The sequence below is a fragment of the Pleomorphomonas sp. JP5 genome, assembly GCF_023721815.1.
Classification (GTDB): domain Bacteria; phylum Pseudomonadota; class Alphaproteobacteria; order Rhizobiales; family Pleomorphomonadaceae; genus Pleomorphomonas.
In genome coordinates this window covers 37401-56986 of sequence record NZ_JAMDLI010000001.1, presented here as the reverse complement: position 1 = coordinate 56986, position 19586 = coordinate 37401, and the positions used below count along the sequence as shown (strand labels likewise).

The following is a 19586-nucleotide window of genomic DNA, read 5'->3' as shown; positions in this document are numbered from 1 at the left end:
GACGATGTGAAGAAGTTCGCCACCGTTTGCCGGCTTTTCTCGCCACAGCAGACGCTAGTACCGCTAACGACCAGTGATCCTCATGACAGAGACATTTACACCGAAGCTCGTATCAGGCGGGTGCGAATGTCTCGGTCACAAGACCCAATCGTTCGCACCCGCCCTCTCAGCTCAGTCCACCCTCAGGACCGTTACCTCGGTGATCGGCTTCTTGCCCCAGCGTTCGTTGGCGGCGGCGCGGATCGAGCGGCGCACCGCCTCCGCGACGAGATCTTCGTCCTTGCGGCGCGCCTTGGGGATCGAAGCCAGGCAACCGTCAACCGCGGCGGCCAGCACGTCCTCGAAATCCTCGCCCTTGTTATCGGTCTCCGGCAGGCCGAAGCAGTTAAGACCGTACTCACCGAGAATATCGCCGCGCCCGCTCATCAGCAGGGTGCAGACCACGACGCCGGCAAAGCTCATCTTGCGCCGCTCGACGACACCCGAGCCTTCGGGATCGCGGACGAGATTTCCGTCCTTGACCAGAATGCCGAAAGGCACGTGGCCGATGGCCTTCGGCTCGTCGCCGGGCAGGAGGCGCAGCATCTCGCCGTTCCTGGTGCGCGCGACGCTCGGCACGCCAGCCTCGCGGGCGAGCCTTTCGTGCGCGGCAAGATGGACAGCCTCGCCATGCACCGGCACAGCCACCTTCGGCTTGACGAGGCGATAGAGCTCCATCATTTCGTCGCGGCGAGGGTGGCCCGAAGTGTGGACCAGTGCATCTCCGTCCGTGACGATTTCGACGCCCTGCTCGACCAACTTGTTCTTGATGGCGCCGACCGCCTTCTCGTTGCCCGGAATGGTGCGCGAGGAGAAAATGACCATGTCGCCACGGTTCAGGGTGATGTTCCGATGATCACCGGCCGCGATCTTGGCGAGCGCGGCGCGCGCCTCGCCCTGGCTACCGGTGACGATGGCCATGACCTTGTCGGACGGCAGGTAGCCATAGGCTTCCTCGTCGCGGAACGGCGGCAGCCCCTCGAGCATGCCGAGCTCCCCGGCGACGTCGAGCACGCGCTTGATGGCGCGACCGACCACAACGATCTCGCGATCGTTCTTGGCGGCGGCTTCGGCGATCGAGCGGATACGGCCGAGGTTGGACGCGAATATGGTCACGGCGACGCGCTTCTTTGCCCTGGCGACGACCTCGGCAAGCCCATGCGCAACCTCGCCTTCCGACGGGCTCCGCCCGGCTCGCACGGCGTTGGTGGAGTCGCAGATCATGGCGTCGACGCCCTCGACGCTGATCTCGGCGAGGCGCTTCATGTCGATCGGTTGACCAACCCGCGGATCATGATCGATCTTCCAGTCGCCGGTGTGCAGAACGTTGCCCATCGTCGTGCGGATCAGAACCGCCGTCGGCTCGGGCAACGAATGCGACATGGCGACCAGCTCAACGTCGAAAGGCCCGATGGAAAAGCGCTGTCCCTGCTCGACGACGCTGGTTGGCACGCGCGGCGCGTTGGGCTCCATCTCGCGCTTGGCCGCATGCAAAGCGGCAGCAAACGGCGTCATGTAGACCGGCACACCGAGGCGCGGCCATAGGTCGTAGATAGCGCCGTAGTGGTCTTCATGGGCATGGGTTATCAGAATGCCGACCAGATCGTCCTTGTAGGCCTCAATGAAGGAAATGTCGGGCAGGAGCAGGTCGACACCAGGAAGCTCGGGACCGGCAAAGGAAATGCCACAGTCCACCATGAGCCATTTGCGGTCGGCCTCGGGGCCAAGACCGTAGAGCGCGAGGTTCATGCCGATTTCGCCAACGCCGCCCAGCGGCAGGAAAATGAGCTCGTCGGCCCCGCTCTTCTTTTTCGTCACAGAGTATCTCCAGTTCGCCGGCCCCTTTGCCGGCGTGCATTCGTCTCTCTCGATTGTCGGCTCTACGTGGACGCGAAAGGCGGCCACGTCAAGAAAACTCTCGGAGAGCCCTCCGCCCACCAACGACAGCAGGCCCTGGCTCCGGATCGCGTCAGGAGTGACCGAAGAACACGTCGCCGGCCGAGATGGTTTCTAGCCCCTGGTCATTGCGAAGCAAAAGCCGCCCGTCGGGGTCGAGCCCTGTAAAGACGCCAGTCACCTCGCGGCCGGGCAACCGTACGACAATGGTCTCGCCGATACCGCGTGCGCGTGCAAGCCAGGCATCGCGGAGAGGCGCAAAGCTTCCTTCCCGCCACTCGGCGAGACGCCGGGCCATGGCCTCGGACAGGAGCGCGAACAGTGCCTCGGGCTCGGTTGGATAACCCACCTCGGCCAGATCAGTGGCGCTATAGAGCGCGACGTCGGGATGATGGGAGCAATTGATGCCCATGCCGGCCACAATGACCCGGCTCCCTGGCATGCCAGCCGCCTCTATCAGGATGCCGCAGAGCTTGGCGCCGGCGTAGAGGATGTCGTTCGGCCACTTGATGGCAAGATCGGCGCGGGCGAAAGGCGGCAGCGCCGTAGCGACGGCATCGTGTACCGCCAGTGCCACGACCAGAGGAAGCTCGCCGAGCCGTGCATCCTCGATGGGATCGCGCAGCATCAGCGAAGCATAAAGATTGCCCGGCTCGGACGTCCAACTCCGCCCCCGCCGACCGCGCCCCGCCGTCTGGCGACGGGCGACTACCCAAAGCCCCGAGGCAGCGCCCTGTTGTGCGCGCTCGAGGGCCTCGGCGTTTGTCGACCCGACATCGTCGAGGTGGATGGCTGCATATCCGTCGGGACAGACCAGCCCCGAACCTTCCGTCGTCACGAGGATGATCTCAGAACAAGGTACGGGCAGCGGCGAGCGCCACCTCGCCGAGCGGCCCAAGCACGAGCGCGAAGGCGGCAACGAACAGGCCCGAGACGCCCAGCACCACCTTCATCTCGCCCCCCATAGGCTCGAAGGTGCCCTTTGGCTCGTCGAGGAACATGATCTTGACGATGCGGAGGTAGTAGTAGGCGCCAACGACTGAGCTCAGGATACCGATCACCGCGAGCCAGTAGAGGCCGGCGTTGATGGCCGCGGCGAAGACGAAATACTTGCCGAAGAAGCCCGCGAACGGCGGAATGCCGGCCAGCGAGAACATGATGATGCCCAAGAGGTAGGCGACCATCGGGTTGGTGCGCGACAGACCGGCCAGGCTATCGATGTCCTCGACCATGACACCGTCCCGCCGCATGGACAGGATGACGGCGAAGGCGCCGGCCGTCATGGCGAGATAGGTGGCGAGGTAGATCAGGATTCCGTAGACGCCCGCCTCCGAACCGGCGGCGAGCCCGACCAGGGCAAAGCCCATGTGGCCGATGGACGAGTAGGCCATCAGACGCTTGATGTTGCGCTGACCGATGGCGGCGAAGGCACCCAAGATCATCGAGGCCAGCGACATGAAGGCGACGATCTGCTGCCACTCGGCCTTGACCGGCTCCAGAGCCTCCAGAGCGACGCGAACGAACAACGCCATGGCGGCGATCTTCGGGGCGGCGGCGAAGAAGGCGGTGACGGGGGTCGGCGCCCCCTCATAGACGTCTGGCGTCCACATGTGGAACGGAACGGCCGACACCTTGAAGGCAATGCCGGCGGCAACGAAGACAATGCCGAACGTGAGCCCCAGCGAGGCCTGCCCACTGCCGGCAGCGGTGGCGATGCCTGCAAAATCGACATGCCCCGTGAAGCCGTAGATGAGAGAAGCGCCGTAAAGGAGCATGCCCGAAGAGAGAGCTCCCAGGACGAAATACTTGAGGCCGGCTTCCGTCGAGCGACCGTCGTCGCGATGGAACGAAGCGACGACATAGAGCGCCAGCGACTGCAGCTCAAGGCCGAGATAGACGGCGATGAGATCCCCCGCCGAGATCATCAGCAGCATGCCGATGGTGGCGAGGACGATCAGCACGGGCAGTTCGAAGTGGAAGAACTTCTCGGCGACGGCGAAGCGCTGCGTCATGATCACGGCCAGAGCCGAGCCGATCAGAACCAGCACCTTGAGGAAGCGGCCGAAGCCGTCAACCACGAAAGACCCGCCAAAGGTAGAGCCATCACGCCCGACGATCACCGCGATCGCAGCGACGACCAGGAGCAGAGCCGACAGGCCGGAAACGAGGCCGCCCCGCTTCTCGCCGCCATAAGCGCCGAGCATGAGCAGCAAGAGTGCGCCAACAGCCAGGAGAAGCTCCGGTCCGGCAAGGGCAAAATCGGGAAGTGCGGTCATTGTCTATGCCCTCAGCGGATCAGCGGCAGCGGCCCGGCCGATGCGGTCTGGCCGGCGGCGTCGATCGCCGCGTGGACGGAGCGAAGAAGCGCTTCCAGGGAAGCGGCCGTGGCGTCGAGCACCGGCATCGGATAGACGCCGAACAGGATGACGAGCACCACGAGCGGCGCCAGGATCGCAATCTCACGCGGGGTGAGATCCATCATGGCCTTTAGGCTTGCCTTGGTGAGCGAACCCCAAACGACCCGGCGGAACAGCCAGAGAGCGTAGGCAGCCGACAGGATGACGCCGAGTGCCGCGAAGGCGGCCACCCAGGTGTTGACCTGGAAAGCTGCGGACAGGGTCAGGAACTCGCCGATGAAGCCGGACGTACCGGGCAGGCCGACGTTGGCCATGGTCATGACCATGAACACCGTCGCGTAGGCCGGCATGCGGTTGACGAGGCCGCCATAGGCGGCGATTTCGCGGGTATGCAACCGATCGTAGACGACGCCGACGCAAAGGAACAGCGCGCCGGACACGAGGCCGTGGCTGAACATCTGGAACACCGCGCCCTGCAGACCCTGCGTGTTCAGCGTGAAGATGCCCATGGTGACGTAGCCCATGTGGGCGACCGACGAATAGGCGATCAGCTTCTTCATGTCCTCCTGCACCAGCGCCACCAGCGACGTGTAGACGATGGCGACCACCGAGAGGGTGAAGATGAAGGGGGCAAGATCGACCGACGCCAGCGGGAACATCGGCAGCGAGAAGCGCAGGAAGCCGTAACCGCCCATCTTCAGCAGGATGGCAGCGAGCAGGACCGAGCCGGCGGTCGGCGCCTCGACGTGGGCATCCGGCAGCCAGGTGTGAACCGGCCACATGGGCATCTTCACCGCGAAGGAGGCGAAGAAGGCGAACCACAGCCACCACTGCATGGTTGCCGGGAACGGATGGTTGACCAACTCGGTGATGTCGGTCGTGCCGCTCTGCCAGTACATCGCCATAATCGCCAGCATCATCAGCACGGAGCCGGCCAGCGTGTAGAGGAAGAACTTGTAGGAGGCGTAGACGCGGCGCTGGCCGCCCCAGATACCGATGATCAGGAACATCGGGATCAGACCGCCCTCGAAGAACACGTAGAACAGCACGAGGTCGGTGGCGCAGAACACGCCGACCATCAGCGTCTCGAGCACCAGGAAGGCGATCATGTATTCCTTGACGCGGACCTGCACGGACTCCCAACTGGCAAGGATGCAGAAAGGCATCAGAAACGTCGTCAGCAGCACGAACAGGATCGAGATCCCGTCGACCCCCATTCGGTAGGCAAAGAAGCTACCTGACCAGCCAGCGACTTCCGTGAGCTGGAAGCCCGGATTCTTGGGATCGAAGCCAGTCCAGATGCCGATCGACACCAGGAAGGTCAAGGCCGTGGTGATCAGCGCCACGCGCCGGATGTTGAGGATCGCGGCCTCGTCCTGTGCCCGGATCATCAGAATGAACAGGGCACCCGCCAGTGGCAGGAACGTGGTCAGCGTCAGAAGCGGCATTCCGCTCATACTCATTGTCCCCCGGCGAACATGGCCCAGGTGATCAGGGCGGCAACGCCGATCACCATGGCAAAGGCATAATGGTAGACATATCCGGTCTGCAGCCGCACGACGCGGGCGGTGACGTCCTGCACACGGGCAGCCACACCATTGGGCCCGAGCCCGTCGATGATGGCGCCGTCACCGGTCTTCCAGAACAGGCGACCGATGGCGAACGCCGGCCGCACGAAGATGAGGTCGTAGAGCTCGTCGAAGTACCACTTGTTGAGCAGGAACTTGTAGAGCCCCGGCAGCGCGGCGGCGAGCTTCTTGGGCAGCGCCGGATTCAGAATGTAGAACCAGTAGGCGATGGCGAAACCAACCAGCATGGCCAGGAAGGGCGACACCTTCACCAGGAACGACACCTCGTGCATGGCATGCAGGATGTGGTTCTCCGGACCATAGAACAGCGAGCCCTTCCAGAACTCCGCCTGCGCCTCGCCGACATACTGGCCGTAGAACACCATGCCGGCGAGCACGGCGCCGAGCGACAGCACGCCGAGCGGAATGAGCACGACCAGCGGGCTTTCCTTGGCGTGATCGTAGACATCCTTCGGGGCACGGCTGGTGCCGAAGAAGGTCATGAACACCAGACGCCAGGAGTAAAAGCTGGTGAAGCCGGCAGCGATCACCAGCAGGACGGCGGCGAGACCCGAGACCGGGTTATGCCCGGCAAAGGCGCTCTCGATGATGGCGTCCTTGGACAGGAAGCCTGCAAAGCCGATCTCCGTGCCGGGAATGCCGACGCCGGTGATGGCGAGCGTGCCGAGCGTCATCGCCCAGAAGGTCAGCGGGATCTTGTTGCGGAGCCCACCCATCGAGCGCATGTCCTGCTCGTGATGGCTGGCCATGATAACCGAACCGGCACCGAGGAACAGCAGCGCCTTGAAGAAGGCATGCGTGAACAGGTGGAACACACCGGCTCCATAGGCCCCGACGCCAAGCGCCACGAACATGTAGCCAAGCTGCGAACAGGTCGAGTAGGCGATGACGCGCTTGATGTCGTTCTGAACGAGACCGACGGTGGCGGCAAAGAAGGCGGTGATGGCGCCGACCAGCGTGACGACGGTGAGCGCCGTCGGGCTGAGGTCGAAGAGCGGCGACAGGCGCGCCACCATGAACACGCCGGCGGTCACCATGGTCGCGGCGTGGATGAGGGCGGAGACCGGCGTCGGGCCTTCCATGGCGTCCGGTAGCCAGGTGTGCAGCAGGAACTGCGCGCTCTTGCCCATGGCCCCCATGAACAGCAGGAGGCAGATCACCGTGATGGCGTCCCATTCGCCCCACAGGAAATGGATCGTCTTGCCTTCGACCGTCGAGACATTGGCGAAGATGTCGGTGAAGCCGATGGTCCCGAACATCACGAAGATGCCGAAGATGCCGAGCATGAAGCCGAAGTCGCCGATGCGGTTGACGACGAAGGCCTTTATGGCGGCTGCCGAAGCCGACGGCTTCTTGTACCAGAAGCCGATCAGAAGATAGGAGGCGAGACCCACGCCTTCCCAGCCGAAGAACATCTGCACGAGGTTGTCGGCGGTCACCAGCATCAGCATGGCGAAGGTAAACAGACTGAGATAGGCGAAGAAGCGCGGCCGATCCGGATCGTCGGCCATGTAGCCCATCGAGTAGAGGTGAACCAGGGACGACACGGTGTTCACCACCACCAGCATGACGACGGTCAGCGTGTCGACGCGGAACGCCCAGTCGATCTGCATGGCGCCGGAGGTAATCCAGGTCAGCACCTGGATCGACTGCGTTTCATGTTCGCCGAATCCGACCGAAATGAAGGCCACCCAGGACAGGATCGCCGAAACGAACAGCAGACCGGTGGTCACCAGCTCGGCGAGGCGCGAGCCGGGCGCGGCCGGCTCCGGGGCATGATGATGATCGTCATGGCCGGCATTGGTGTGCTCGTCATGCTCGGCGTGGGCGGCATGATGATCGTCGTGGTGGCCGTGGCCGCCCTCGGGCGCAGGCACGGTGGCCGCCGCGCCCCAGAGTGCGATGGCGCCGGCGATCAGGAAGCCGATGAGCGGAAGGAAGACGATGAGGGAATACATCTCTTGCGTCAGCCCTTCATCACGTTGATGTCTTCCACCGCGATGGAGCCGCGGTTGCGGAAGAAAGCGACCAGAATGGCAAGACCGATAGCGGCCTCGGCGGCGGCGACCGTCAGCACGAACAGGGCGAAGACCTGTCCGACGAGATCACCAAGGAAATGCGAGAAGGCGACGAGGTTGAGGTTGACCGCGAGAAGGATCAACTCGACGCTCATCAGGATGACGATGACGTTCTTCCGATTGAGGAAGATCCCGAGCACCCCGAGCGTGAACAGGATCGCCGCGACCGACAGGTAATGGGCTAGACCGAGCGTCATGGCGTCAACCTTCCTTGTCCGAAGTGGAGTTGCGAAACACGAGCGATCACAGTCCCCTCCCCGGCTCGACATGCTTGACTTCGATGGCGGTGGCGCGGGTGCGCGCCACCTGGACAGAAATGTTCTGGCGCCGAACCGAGGCGCGGTGCCGCAAGGTCAGCGCGATGGCGCCGATCATGGCGACCAGCAGCACAAGGCCAGCGACCTGGAAGAAGTAGACGTAACGGGTATAGAGAAGCTGCCCGAGCGCCAGCGTGTTGGACACCCGGTCGGGATCCGGGATCGGCGCCGAAGCGGTGGCCGTGGCTTCCGGCGCGAACACCCAGGCGCCCGCCACCATCAGGAGTTCGGCCAGGAAGATCAGGCCGACCAGAACGCCAATCGGCAGATACTGCATGAAGCCCTGGCGGAGCTCGACGAAGTCGACATCGAGCATCATCACCACGAACAGGAACAAGACGGCCACGGCGCCGACGTAGACGACGATCAGCAGCAACGCCAGGAACTCGGCGCCGGCCAGCATGAAGAGGCCGGCGGCGTTGACGAAGGCAAGGATCAGGAACAGCACCGAATGCACGGGGTTGCGCGAAGAAATCACCATGACCGCAGAAGCGATGGTGACCGCCGCAAACAGATAGAAGAACAAGGCCTGTATCATCTCGCTTCGTCCCCGATGCGCCCGTCGGCGCGTCCAATCCCGTCAGTCTTCCCGTTCGACCGTCGCTCAGCGATAAGGCGCGTCGGCCGCGATGTTGCGGGCGATCTCGCGTTCCCAGCGGTCGCCGTTGGCCAGTAGACGCTCCTTGGAGAAGTAGAGCTCCTCGCGCGTCTCGGTCGCGAACTCAAAGTTCGGTCCTTCGACGATGGCGTCCACAGGGCAGGCTTCCTGACAGAAGCCGCAGTAGATGCACTTCACCATGTCGATGTCGTAGCGCGTGGTACGACGCGTACCGTCGTTGCCGCGCGGACCGGCTTCAATTGTGATCGCCTGCGCCGGGCAGATCGCCTCGCAAAGCTTGCAGGCAATGCAGCGCTCCTCGCCGCTCGGATAGCGGCGCAGGGCATGCTCGCCCCGGAAACGTGGGCTGACCGCCCCTTTCTCGAAGGGGTAGTTGATGGTCGGCTTCGCCTTGAAGAAGTAACGCATTGCGAGGAAAAACCCCGATACGAACTCCTTGAGGAGGAAGGACTTTGCCACCTGGCTGAGTTTCATCGCACCCGCTTCCCTCATTCCCGACTTGGCATCGAAGCACTCGATACCGGCCGAAATCACGTTCCGTCGCCCATCAAGCCGGCGCCGGAAGACCCGTTCCCGCCACCGTCACGCCCAGCCACCAGCCGAGGGCGGCGAAGACGATGGCATTGGCAACGAACAGCGCCTTCATCAGAAGGTCCGCCCGTCGCGGTTCAATCCACCCCGGCCGGCGCTCCAGCGCCCGCCGTATGACCGATGCAATCACGCCGTAGTCGACGAGACCGACACCGATCCCGACCGCCGCCCCAATCACGCCTGCGAGCGACAGGTCCATCGTCGTCTCCCGCTCAGGCTGCCCAGCCGGTCAGCTGCAGCACGCCGGCCACCAGCACGACGTAGACGAGCGACAGCGGCAGGAACACCTTCCAGCCGAGGCGCATCAGCTGGTCGTAGCGGTAGCGGGGGACCATGGCCTTGGCCATGGCAATGAAGAAGAACATCAGCACGGCCTTCAGGAGGAACCAGACGATGCCCGGAACCCAGGTGAAGGGCGCAACATCGATCGGCGGCATCCATCCGCCCATGAACAGGAGCGCCATCATCGCGCACATGGTGCAGATGGCGACGTACTCGCCAAGCATGAACATCATGTACGGCGTGGAGCCGTATTCGACCATGTAGCCCGCGACCAGCTCGGACTCCGCCTCGGCGAGGTCGAAGGGCGGGCGATTGGTTTCCGCCAGCGCCGACACGAAGAACACCACGAACATCGGCAGGAGCGGCAGCCAGTACCAGTTGAGGAACGAAAGCCAGGGCAAGCCGATCATGTCGGCAAGGCCGGTTTCCTGCGAGCGAACGATGGCGGAGATGTTGAGCGAGCCCGCGCACAGCAGAACCGTGATGATGACCAGGCCGATCGACACCTCGTAGGACACCATCTGCGCCGCGCAACGGAGTGCCGACAGGAAGGGATACTTCGAGTTGGATGCCCAACCGCCCATGATGGCGCCATAGACGCTGAGCGAAGAGATGGCGAGGATGAACAGGATGCCGACGTTGATGTCGGCGATCACCCAGCCATCGGCGACCGGCACGACCACCCAGGCAAGCAGGGCAAGCGTCGTCGTGACCAGCGGCGCCAGCAGGAACAGCCCCTTGGCCGAGCCGGAGGGAATCACCGGCTCCTTCAGCACGAACTTCAGGAGGTCGGCGAACGACTGGAACAGGCCGAACGGACCAACCACGTTGGGACCGCGGCGGATCTGCACCGCCGCCCAGATCTTTCGATCGGCCAGCAGGATGAAGGCGACGACGACGAGAAGCACCACCAGAAGCAGAACGCTCTGAGCGGCGATCACCACGACGGGCCAGACGATATCGGACCAGAAGCTCATGGGGCGTCTCTCATTCCGCTGCGATGGAGTGCCCGGAGCGGGCAAGCGCCGAACACTCGGCCATCACCTTGGAGGCACGGGCGATCGGGTTGGTGAGGTAGAAGTCGGCAACCACCGGAACGAAGGGCTCCGGCCGCACGATACCGCCAAGGGCGGCGAGCGAGGCGATGACCTCCGGACCGGCAGTCGGGATGGTATCGATCGCGGCAAAGTCCGGGTGAGCTGCATAAAGCCTGGCACGAAGCTCGGCCAGACTGTCGAACGGCAGCTTGCGACCAAGCGCCTCGGACAAGGCTCTCAACACCGCCCAATCCTCGCGGGCCTCGCCCGGCGGGAAAGCGGCGCGATTGCCCATCTGAACCCGTCCTTCGGTGTTGACGTAAGTGCCGGACTTCTCGGCGTAGGTGGCCCCGGGCAGGATGACGTCAGCGCGGTGGGCGCCGGTGTCACCGTGGCTGCCGATGTAGACGACGAAGGTGTTGGGGCCGAGGTGCTGGGCGCCGAACTCGTCGGCACCGAGCAGGAACAGCACGTCGAGTTCGCCCTTGACGGATGCATCGATCATGGCGGCCACATCGCGACCGCCCTCACCCGGAACCAGACCGAGATCCAGAGCGCCGACGCGCGATGCGGCGGTGTGCAGGACCGAGAAACCGTTCCAGCCGTCGATAACGGCTCCGACGTCGATCGCCAGCTTGGCGGCGAGCGATAGAAGCGCCAGACCATCATGCCGAACGAGCGCGCCCTGCCCGACGATGACGAGAGGCTTCTCAGCCGCCTTGAGGGCATCGATCGCCCCTGCATCAATCTGCTGCAACGCCGAGGGATCATCACCCAAGTGAACATGCGGATAAGTAAGATCAACAGGCACGCCGATCGTGTAGACCGGCAGCTTGCCGCCGCTCGCCCGCCAGCGCTTGCGGATGCGGGCGTTCATCACCGCAGCCTCATGGCGCGGATCGGCGCCAATCATCAGGATGGCGTCCGCTTCCTCGATGCCGGCTATGGTGGCGTTGAACACGTAGCTGGCGCGGCCGAACTTCGGATGCAGCGCCGTGCCGTCCTGCCGGCCATCGACCGAAGCAACGCCAAGCGCGGCCATCAGCTCGCGCAACGCAAACATCTCTTCGACGGAGGCAAGATCGCCGGCGATGGCGCCCATGCGCTCGGGCGCGCTCGACGTGACGCGGGTCGCGATCGCCGAGAAGGCGTCTGCCCAGGAGGTCGCGCGGAAACGACCGTCGACCTTCACGTAGGGACGATCGAGGCGTTGCGTCCTGAGACCATCCCAGATGAAGCGCGTCTTGTCGGAGATCCACTCCTCGTTGACGGCCTCGTTGAGGCGGGGCAGCACGCGCATCACCTCACGGCCGCGCACGTCGACCCGAATGGCCGAACCGACGGCGTCCATCACGTCGACGGACTCGGTTTTGGAGAGTTCCCAGGGACGAGCATGGAAGGCGTAAGGCTTGGAGGTCAGAGCGCCGACCGGGCAGAGATCGATGACGTTGCCCTGCAGTTCCGATGAAAGCGCCTTCTCGAGATAGCTGGTGATCTCGGCGTCCTCGCCGCGCGAAATGAGACCCATCTCGGCGATGCCAGCCACTTCCGTCGTGAAGCGGACGCAACGGGTGCAATGGATGCACCGGTTCATCGACGTCTTGACGAGCGGCCCAAGATACTTGTCCTCGACGGCGCGCTTGTTCTCGATGAAACGGGAACCGGACACGCCGTAGGCCATCGCCTGGTCTTGCAGGTCGCACTCACCGCCCTGATCGCAGATCGGGCAATCGAGCGGATGGTTGATCAGCAGGAACTCCATCACGCCCTCACGGGCCTTCTTGACCATGGGCGAGTTGGTGAACACGACCGGCGGCTCGCCATTGGGGCCGGGTCGGAGATCGCGCACATTCATGCCGCAGGACGCGGTTGGCTTCGGCGGGCCGCCCTTCACCTCGACAAGACACATGCGGCAGTTACCAGCAACCGACAGGCGCTCGTGATAGCAGAAGCGCGGGATCTCGGCGCCAGCCGCCTCGCATGCCTGCAGCAGCGTCAGCTCCGGAGCCACATCGATCTCGATCCCGTCGACGATCAGTTTTGCCATGTCGACCCAACCCTTGCTGGAGCCGCGCCACCCATAGCCGGCGGCCGCCCTTCAAACTCGATCAAACCCGTCCGCTCACTCGGCAGCGATGCCGTGCCGAGCCACGTAATCGTCGATCCGCGCCTCGATCACCGGACGGAAGTTCCGGATCAACGCCTGGACCGGCCAAGCGGCAGCGTCACCGAGGGCGCAGATGGTGTGCCCTTCGATCTGCTTGCTCACCTGGAACAGCATGTCGATTTCCTCGCGCGCCGCGTTACCCTCGCGCATGCGCTCCATCACGCGCCACATCCAGCCAGTGCCCTCACGGCAGGGAGTGCACTGGCCGCAGCTCTCATGACGGAAGAAGTAGGAGATGCGCGAGATGGCGGCGATAACGTCGGTGGACTTGTCCATGACGATCAGGCCGCCGGTGCCGAAGCTCGACCCGATGGCGCGCATGCCGTCGAAATCCATCTGCGCGTCCATGATCTGGTCGGCGCGAACGACCGGACATGAAGCACCGCCGGGAATCACCGCCAGAAGATTGTCCCAACCGCCGCGCACACCGCCGGCGTGCTTCTCGATCAGGTCCTTGAAGGAAATGCCAAGCTCCTCCTCCACCACGCAAGGCGTGTTGACGTGGCCGGAGATCATGAACAGCTTGGTGCCCTTGTTGTTGTCACGGCCGAAACTGGAGAACCAGGCCGCGCCGCGCCGCATGATGGTCGGCGTCACAGCGATGGACTCGACGTTGTTCACCGTCGTCGGGCAACCGTAGAGACCGACGTTGGCCGGGAACGGCGGCTTCATGCGCGGCTGGCCCTTCTTGCCCTCGAGGCTTTCGAGGAGAGCCGTCTCTTCGCCGCAGATATAGGCGCCGGCGCCGTGATGGACGAAGACGTCCATGTCCCAGCCCGAACCGCAGGCGTTCTTGCCCAAAAGCCCCGCGTCATAGGCCTGATCGACGGCGGCCTGCAGGCGTTCGCGCTCGCGCATGAACTCGCCGCGCACATAGATGTAGGCAGCATGCGCACCCATGGCGAAGCCGGCGACAAGGCACCCCTCGATGAGGGTGTGCGGATCATGCCGCAGGATCTCGCGGTCCTTGCAGGTGCCAGGCTCGGACTCGTCGGCGTTGACGACCAGATAATGCGGCCGCCCGTCCGACTGCTTCGGCATGAAGGACCACTTGAGACCCGTCGGGAAGCCGGCGCCACCGCGCCCGCGCAAGCCGGACGCCTGGATCTCCTTGATGATGAAATCCCGCCCCTTGGCCAGAATATCCTTGGTGCCGTCCCACTGGCCGCGCTTCAGCGCGCCCTGCAGGCCCCAGTCATGGCGCCCGTAGATATTGGTGAAGATGCGGTCCTTGTCCTGCAGCATGACTGAGGTTCCCAGGGTCTTCGGTTCGATCTCAGACGGGCTTGTCGCCGTCCTTGTTGGACGGACGCCAGCCGGTTGCCAGCTTTGACGACTGCTCGATCCACTTGTCGCGGAATGCACGACCGCGGAAGCTGCCGAGATGCTGGTCGATCCATCTGAGGTTCATTTCGCTCCAGCCGGCGATCTGGTCGAAGTGGTAGACGCCGAGCTTGTGCAGCAGTTCCTCGAGCTTGGGGCCGACGCCATAGATCAGCTTGAGGTCGTCGGCCTTGTCCTCGCGAGCCGCATCGAGCAGCTCCGGCTTGTGCTGGTCCGGCACCTTCTCACCATCGGCCTGGCCCTGCGCCTCGACCGCCTTGGGGACAGGCTTCTCGTCAGCGGGCTTGGCCGCGGCGACCGGTGGCGGAGCGGCAGGCGTCGGAGCGGCCGATGGAGGCGCCAGCTCCTCGCGATCGAAGGCGCGGTACTTGCCGACGACCGAGCCGTCATAGAGCGAGCCATCTGTCAGCGCCGTGTCGCCACCTTGGGGCGCGGAGAAAAAGCGGCCATTCTGGGGGCCGGGCGCCGGCGGATTTCCGGACGTGAGACCGTCGATCAGGGCGTTGAACGTCTCGGCCGTAAGGTCCTCGTAGGTGTCCTGCCCAACGGTGACCACCGGCGCGTTGACGCAGGCGCCGGAACACTCGACCTCTTCCCACGAGAAGTCGCCATCGGCGGACAACTCGAAGGGATGGGCGGCCAACCGGTTCTTGCAAATGCTGATAATCTCTTCGGCACCGCGCAGGCGGCACGGCGTGGTGCCGCAAACCTGGATGTGCGCCTTGCGGCCGACCGGCGACAGCTGGAACTGCGTGTAGAAGGTGGCGACCTCCAGCACGCGGATGTCCGGCATGTCGAGAAGCTTGGCAACGGTCTCAATGGCAGGGCGGCTGATCCAGCCCTCCTGACTCTGGGCAACCATCAGCGCCGGAATCACCGCCGAAGCCTGACGCCCCTCGGGATAGCGCGCAATCACCTTCTGGAGATAGGCGGCATTCTCCTCGGTGAAGGCGAAGCTCTCCGGCTGTTCGGGATGAAGACGACGGACGGACATCAGCGATCCACCTCACCAAACACGATGTCGATCGAGCCGAGCACGGCCGACACGTCGGCCAGCAGATGGCCGCGACAGAGAAAATCCATGGCTTGAAGATGGGCAAACCCGGGGGCGCGAATCTTGACGCGATAGGGCTTGTTGCTGCCATCCGACACGAGGTAGACGCCGAACTCTCCCTTCGGTGCCTCGACGGCGGCATAAACTTCACCCTCAGGCACCCGGAAGCCTTCGGTATAGAGCTTGAAGTGGTGGATCAGCGCTTCCATCGAGCGCTTCATCTCGCCCCGACGCGGAGGAGCGAACTTGCCCTGAACGGTCAGCACCGGCCCCTCGTTGACCTTCAACAGGGCGATGCACTGCTTCATGATCCGCACCGACTGCCGCATCTCCTCCATGCGGATGTGGTAGCGGTCGTAGCAGTCGCCGTTCTTGCCGACGGGGATATCGAAATCGAGCTCGCCGTAGATTTCGTAGGGTTGCGACTTGCGAAGATCCCAGGCAGCGCCGGAACCGCGCACCATCACGCCCGAGAAACCCCACTTCCAGGCATCTTCCAGGCTGACGATACCGATATCGACATTGCGCTGCTTGAAGATGCGGTTCTCCGACAGGAGCGCATCGAGATCGTCGACCGTTCCGAGGAAGGGATCACACCACGCCTCGATGTCGGCGATAAGCTGCTCGGGCAGATCCTGATGGACGCCACCGGGACGGAAATAGGCGGCGTGCATGCGCGAACCCGACGCACGCTCGTAGAAGATCATCAGCTTCTCGCGTTCCTCGAAGCCCCAGAGAGGCGGCGTCAGGGCGCCAACGTCCATCGCCTGGGTCGTGACGTTGAGGAGGTGAGAGAGGATACGGCCGATCTCGGAATAAAGGACACGAATGATCTGCGCACGGCGCGGCACGACGATGCCCGCAAGCCGCTCGACCGCCAGACAGTAGGCGTGTTCCTGATTCATCGGCGCGACGTAGTCGAGCCGGTCGAAATAAGGCAGGCCCTGCAGATAGGTACGAGCCTCGATCAGCTTCTCCGTGCCGCGGTGCAGGAGACCGATATGCGGGTCGACGCGCTCGACCACCTCGCCGTCCAGCTCCAGCACCAGGCGCAACACGCCGTGAGCGGCCGGATGCTGAGGGCCGAAGTTGATATTGAAATTTCTGACCTGGGCTTCAGCCATCGATCGCGCGCCTCAGTTCGTCTTGACCTTCTCGTCGCCCGGCAGCACGTAGGTCGTGCCCTCCCAAGGCGACAGGAAGTCGAAATTGCGGAATTCCTGGTTGAGCCGGACCGGCTCGTAGACGACGCGCTTCTGGGTATCGTCGTAACGAACCTCGACATAACCCGTCATCGGGAAGTCCTTGCGAAGGGGATGCCCGTCGAAGCCGTAGTCGGTGAGGAGGCGCCGCAGTTCCGGATGATCGGAGAACAGGATGCCGAGGAGGTCGTAAGCCTCACGCTCGAACCACAGGGCGCCAGGGAACACCGAAGTGATCGAGGGGACCGGCGTCACCTCGTCCGTCGTCACCCGAAGGCGCAGGCGGGCATTCCGGGTCGGCGACAGCAGATGATAGACCACGTCGAAACGATCGGCGCGCTCCGGATAGTCGACACCGCAAACATCGATGATATTGACGAATCCGAGATCCGGAGCGTCACGCAGCCGCGTCACGGCTTCGACGATACGTTCGCGGACGACCGTTGCCGTCACCTCGCCAAAGGCGACATCGACCGACAACGCATCGGTTCCGAGGGCGTTGCCAACGGCCAGCGCCAGTTCGCCGATCAAATCCTTCGGGGCTTCGCTCATGTTTCACCCAGCCTCGTTTTCGCTCAGCGCTCGATAGTACCGGTACGCCGGATCTTCTTCTGAAGCAGAAGCACACCGTAGAGCAGAGCCTCGGCGGTTGGCGGACAGCCAGGCACGTAAATGTCGACCGGCACGACGCGGTCGCAACCGCGCACCACAGAGTAGGAATAGTGATAGTAGCCGCCGCCATTGGCACAAGAGCCCATGGAGATGACGTAACGCGGCTCCGGCATCTGATCGTAGACCTTGCGAAGCGCTGGCGCCATCTTGTTGGTCAGCGTCCCGGCGACGATCATCACGTCGGACTGGCGCGGCGAACCGCGCGGCGCAAAGCCGAAGCGCTCGACGTCGTAACGCGGCATCGACACCTGCATCATCTCGACGGCGCAGCAGGCAAGACCGAAGGTCATCCACATCAAAGAGCCCGTACGGGCCCAGTGGATCAGCTCCTCGGTAGAGGTGACGAGCCAGCCCTTGTCGGCCAGTTCGTCGTTGATGCCAGTGAAAAAGCCGTCATCGGAGCCGATCGGCTTGCCGGTGCGCGGATCGATGATTCCCTTGGGGGCGGGCGACACCAGCGTCTCTCTCGGGCTCAGTCCCATTCCAGCGCCCCCTTCTTCCACTCATAGGCAAAACCGATGGTCAGCACGCCGAGGAAAACCATCATGGACCAGAAGCCGAACAACCCGACATCCTTGAAGGCAACGGCCCAGGGGAACAGGAAGGCGACTTCCAGATCGAAGATCACGAAGAGGATCGACACCAGATAAAAGCGAACATCGAACTTCATGCGAGCGTCGTCGAAGGCGTTGAAGCCGCACTCGTAGGCCGACAGCTTTTCCGGATCGGGATTCTTGAAAGCCAGCAGGAATGGCGAGACCAGAAGCGCCAAGCCGATGGCCAGCGCCACACCGAGAAAAATGATCACCGGCAGGTAGTCCCGAAGGAGTTCGTCCATTGTGACCTCGTTGGTTCCGACGCAACCCATTTGCGCATCGCAACAATTTGGTTAGGAGTCGCGCGGGGTCGCCGAATTGCTTGTCGCACGGTTAGCGGATAGACCTTCACTTCGCAAGGGCGTCGAAGGTTCCTTTCTAAGGTTTATTACGCTCAGGGGTACCCCGGAGACAACCCGAGAAACCTGACTGCAAAGTCCCTGTTTTTGCAAAGAGATTTCCCCACCCTTCCCCGCAGAGAGTCCCGAGGGGAGAAAGCGTGGAAAAACATATGATTACCAAAGAGCAGCCGATCACGCTCGACAGAATACGTGCCGCCAGAAATGCGATTTCCGGTCAGGTGATGCATACCCCCTTCCTGCCGGCGCCCAGGCTCGGCCAACTGACCGGCGCGGACGTTTTCGTCAAGTACGAGAACCTGCAGGTGACCTCGGCCTTCAAGGAGCGCGGGGCGCTCACTCGCCTTCTGGCGCTATCAGCCGACGAGCGGCGGCGCGGCGTTATTGCCATGTCTGCCGGCAACCACGCGCAGGCGGTCGCCTATCACGCGGTGCGACTCGGCATCGAGGCGACCATCGTCATGCCGGTGACCACCCCCTACGTGAAGGTGTCGGCGACGGCCGGCTACGGCGCCCGCGTCTTGCTCGAGGGCGAGACGGTGGCTGAGTCGGCACTCGCCGCCGAGCGCATCGGAGCGGACGAGAACCTCGTTTTCATACATCCCTACGACGACGTCGACGTCATCGTCGGCCAGGGCACTTTGGCGTTGGAGATGCTTGAAGAACGGCCGGATCTCGACGTCATCGCCATCCCTGTTGGGGGCGGCGGCCTGATTGCCGGAATGGCGACCGCGGCCAAGGCGCTGAAACCCGACATTCGTCTGGTTGGCGTCGAAACGCGCATGTATCCGTCGATGTGGGCTGCGCTGAAGGGCATCGATGCCATGGCCGGCGGTGCGACTCTGGCCGAAGGCATCGCCGTCAAGGTGGCCGGGAAAAGGACTCTGCCGATCGTGCAGGCTCTCGTCGACACCATCGTGCTCGTCGACGAGAGCCATCTCGAACGGGCGGTCAACGCCTATCTGACACTGCAGAAGACCATGGCCGAGGGTGCCGGCGCGGCCGGCCTCGCCGCGATGTTCGCCGAGCCAGACCTTTTCCGCGGAAGAAAGGTCGGGCTGGTGCTTTCGGGCGGCAACATCGACCCGCGCATTCTCGCCTCGATCATGATGCGCGAGCTGGCCCGCGAGGAGAGGATCGTCGCCATCCGCCTCGCCATTCCGGATCGCCCCGGCACGCTCGGCGCCATCACCACGCTGATCGGCGACGCTGGCGGCAACATACTCGAGGTATCCCACCGCCGAACCGTGCTGGAAATTCCAGCCAAGGGCGCATCGCTCGACATCACCCTTGAGGCGCGCGACGGCCACCATGCCGAAGAAATCATCGCGGCGCTCAGGGCCAAAGGCTACGGAGTCGAGCGGAAATCGTCGGAATAGGCGGCCAT

18 protein-coding genes are annotated in these 19586 nt (G+C 63.6%); 1 reads left to right on the top strand and 17 read right to left on the bottom strand.

From position 1 onward, the window contains the following. Positions 1 to 171 precede the first annotated feature (171 nt). From M4J40_RS00275 to M4J40_RS00195, 17 genes are all read right to left on the bottom strand, one after another. Complete coding sequence (locus M4J40_RS00275; protein WP_251751629.1) at positions 172 to 1788, bottom strand: ribonuclease J; 1617 nt, start codon at positions 1786 to 1788, stop codon at positions 172 to 174. Positions 1789 to 2008: 220 nt separating this feature from the next. Next, positions 2009 to 2773: a biotin--[acetyl-CoA-carboxylase] ligase gene (locus tag M4J40_RS00270; protein WP_251751172.1), complete on the bottom strand. Its 765-nt coding sequence runs from the start codon at positions 2771 to 2773 to the stop codon at positions 2009 to 2011. A gap of 10 nt (positions 2774 to 2783) precedes the next feature. Beyond that, positions 2784 to 4211 (bottom strand): NADH-quinone oxidoreductase subunit NuoN, encoded by a 1428-nt coding sequence (nuoN, locus tag M4J40_RS00265; protein ID WP_251751171.1) that lies wholly within the window; start codon positions 4209 to 4211, stop codon positions 2784 to 2786. A gap of 11 nt (positions 4212 to 4222) precedes the next feature. After that, positions 4223 to 5749 (bottom strand): NADH-quinone oxidoreductase subunit M, encoded by a 1527-nt coding sequence (locus M4J40_RS00260; RefSeq protein ID WP_251751170.1) that lies wholly within the window; start codon positions 5747 to 5749, stop codon positions 4223 to 4225. A gap of 2 nt (positions 5750 to 5751) precedes the next feature. Then, a complete protein-coding gene (gene nuoL / locus M4J40_RS00255) occupies positions 5752 to 7839 on the bottom strand; it encodes an NADH-quinone oxidoreductase subunit L (protein WP_251751168.1) in 2088 nt (695 codons plus the stop codon). 8 nt (positions 7840 to 7847) lie between these two features. Then, positions 7848 to 8156 (bottom strand): NADH-quinone oxidoreductase subunit NuoK, encoded by a 309-nt coding sequence (gene nuoK, locus M4J40_RS00250; protein ID WP_026783452.1) that lies wholly within the window; start codon positions 8154 to 8156, stop codon positions 7848 to 7850. 46 nt (positions 8157 to 8202) lie between these two features. Beyond that, positions 8203 to 8814, bottom strand: coding sequence for an NADH-quinone oxidoreductase subunit J (locus tag M4J40_RS00245; RefSeq protein WP_251751167.1), 612 nt, complete (start codon positions 8812 to 8814; stop codon positions 8203 to 8205). Between the two features lie 66 nt (positions 8815 to 8880). After that, a complete protein-coding gene (nuoI, locus tag M4J40_RS00240; RefSeq protein WP_134180428.1) occupies positions 8881 to 9369 on the bottom strand; it encodes an NADH-quinone oxidoreductase subunit NuoI in 489 nt (162 codons plus the stop codon). Between the two features lie 73 nt (positions 9370 to 9442). After that, positions 9443 to 9685 carry a hypothetical protein gene (locus M4J40_RS00235; protein WP_251751165.1) on the bottom strand — a complete coding sequence of 81 codons (243 nt, stop codon included), beginning with the start codon at positions 9683 to 9685 and terminating at the stop codon, positions 9443 to 9445. A 13-nt stretch (positions 9686 to 9698) separates the two neighbouring features. Beyond that, complete coding sequence (nuoH, locus tag M4J40_RS00230; RefSeq protein ID WP_251751164.1) at positions 9699 to 10745, bottom strand: NADH-quinone oxidoreductase subunit NuoH; 1047 nt, start codon at positions 10743 to 10745, stop codon at positions 9699 to 9701. Between the two features lie 10 nt (positions 10746 to 10755). Continuing rightward, on the bottom strand, positions 10756 to 12852 hold the full coding sequence (gene nuoG, locus M4J40_RS00225) for an NADH-quinone oxidoreductase subunit NuoG (protein WP_251751163.1): 2097 nt from the start codon (positions 12850 to 12852) through the stop codon (positions 10756 to 10758). A gap of 75 nt (positions 12853 to 12927) precedes the next feature. Beyond that, positions 12928 to 14217, bottom strand: a complete 1290-nt coding sequence (nuoF, locus tag M4J40_RS00220; RefSeq protein WP_251751162.1) for an NADH-quinone oxidoreductase subunit NuoF — start codon at positions 14215 to 14217, stop codon at positions 12928 to 12930. A gap of 31 nt (positions 14218 to 14248) precedes the next feature. Then, a complete protein-coding gene (gene nuoE / locus M4J40_RS00215) occupies positions 14249 to 15310 on the bottom strand; it encodes an NADH-quinone oxidoreductase subunit NuoE (protein ID WP_251751160.1) in 1062 nt (353 codons plus the stop codon). Then, positions 15310 to 16494 carry an NADH-quinone oxidoreductase subunit D gene (locus tag M4J40_RS00210; RefSeq protein ID WP_251751158.1) on the bottom strand — a complete coding sequence of 395 codons (1185 nt, stop codon included), beginning with the start codon at positions 16492 to 16494 and terminating at the stop codon, positions 15310 to 15312. Before M4J40_RS00210 ends, nuoE begins: the two co-directional genes overlap by 1 nt. Positions 16495 to 16506: 12 nt before the next feature. Further along, positions 16507 to 17124: an NADH-quinone oxidoreductase subunit C gene (locus M4J40_RS00205; RefSeq protein ID WP_251751157.1), complete on the bottom strand. Its 618-nt coding sequence runs from the start codon at positions 17122 to 17124 to the stop codon at positions 16507 to 16509. Positions 17125 to 17147: 23 nt separating this feature from the next. Next, positions 17148 to 17726, bottom strand: a complete 579-nt coding sequence (locus M4J40_RS00200) for an NADH-quinone oxidoreductase subunit B family protein (protein WP_251751156.1) — start codon at positions 17724 to 17726, stop codon at positions 17148 to 17150. Further along, positions 17717 to 18082 (bottom strand): NADH-quinone oxidoreductase subunit A, encoded by a 366-nt coding sequence (locus tag M4J40_RS00195; protein ID WP_251751155.1) that lies wholly within the window; start codon positions 18080 to 18082, stop codon positions 17717 to 17719. The genes M4J40_RS00200 and M4J40_RS00195 overlap by 10 nt, the downstream gene beginning before the upstream one ends. Positions 18083 to 18351: 269 nt before the next feature. On the opposite strand from M4J40_RS00195, the gene M4J40_RS00190 reads away from it, so the two are divergent. Beyond that, complete coding sequence (locus M4J40_RS00190; RefSeq protein WP_251751154.1) at positions 18352 to 19578, top strand: threonine ammonia-lyase; 1227 nt, start codon at positions 18352 to 18354, stop codon at positions 19576 to 19578. Positions 19579 to 19586 lie beyond the last annotated feature (8 nt).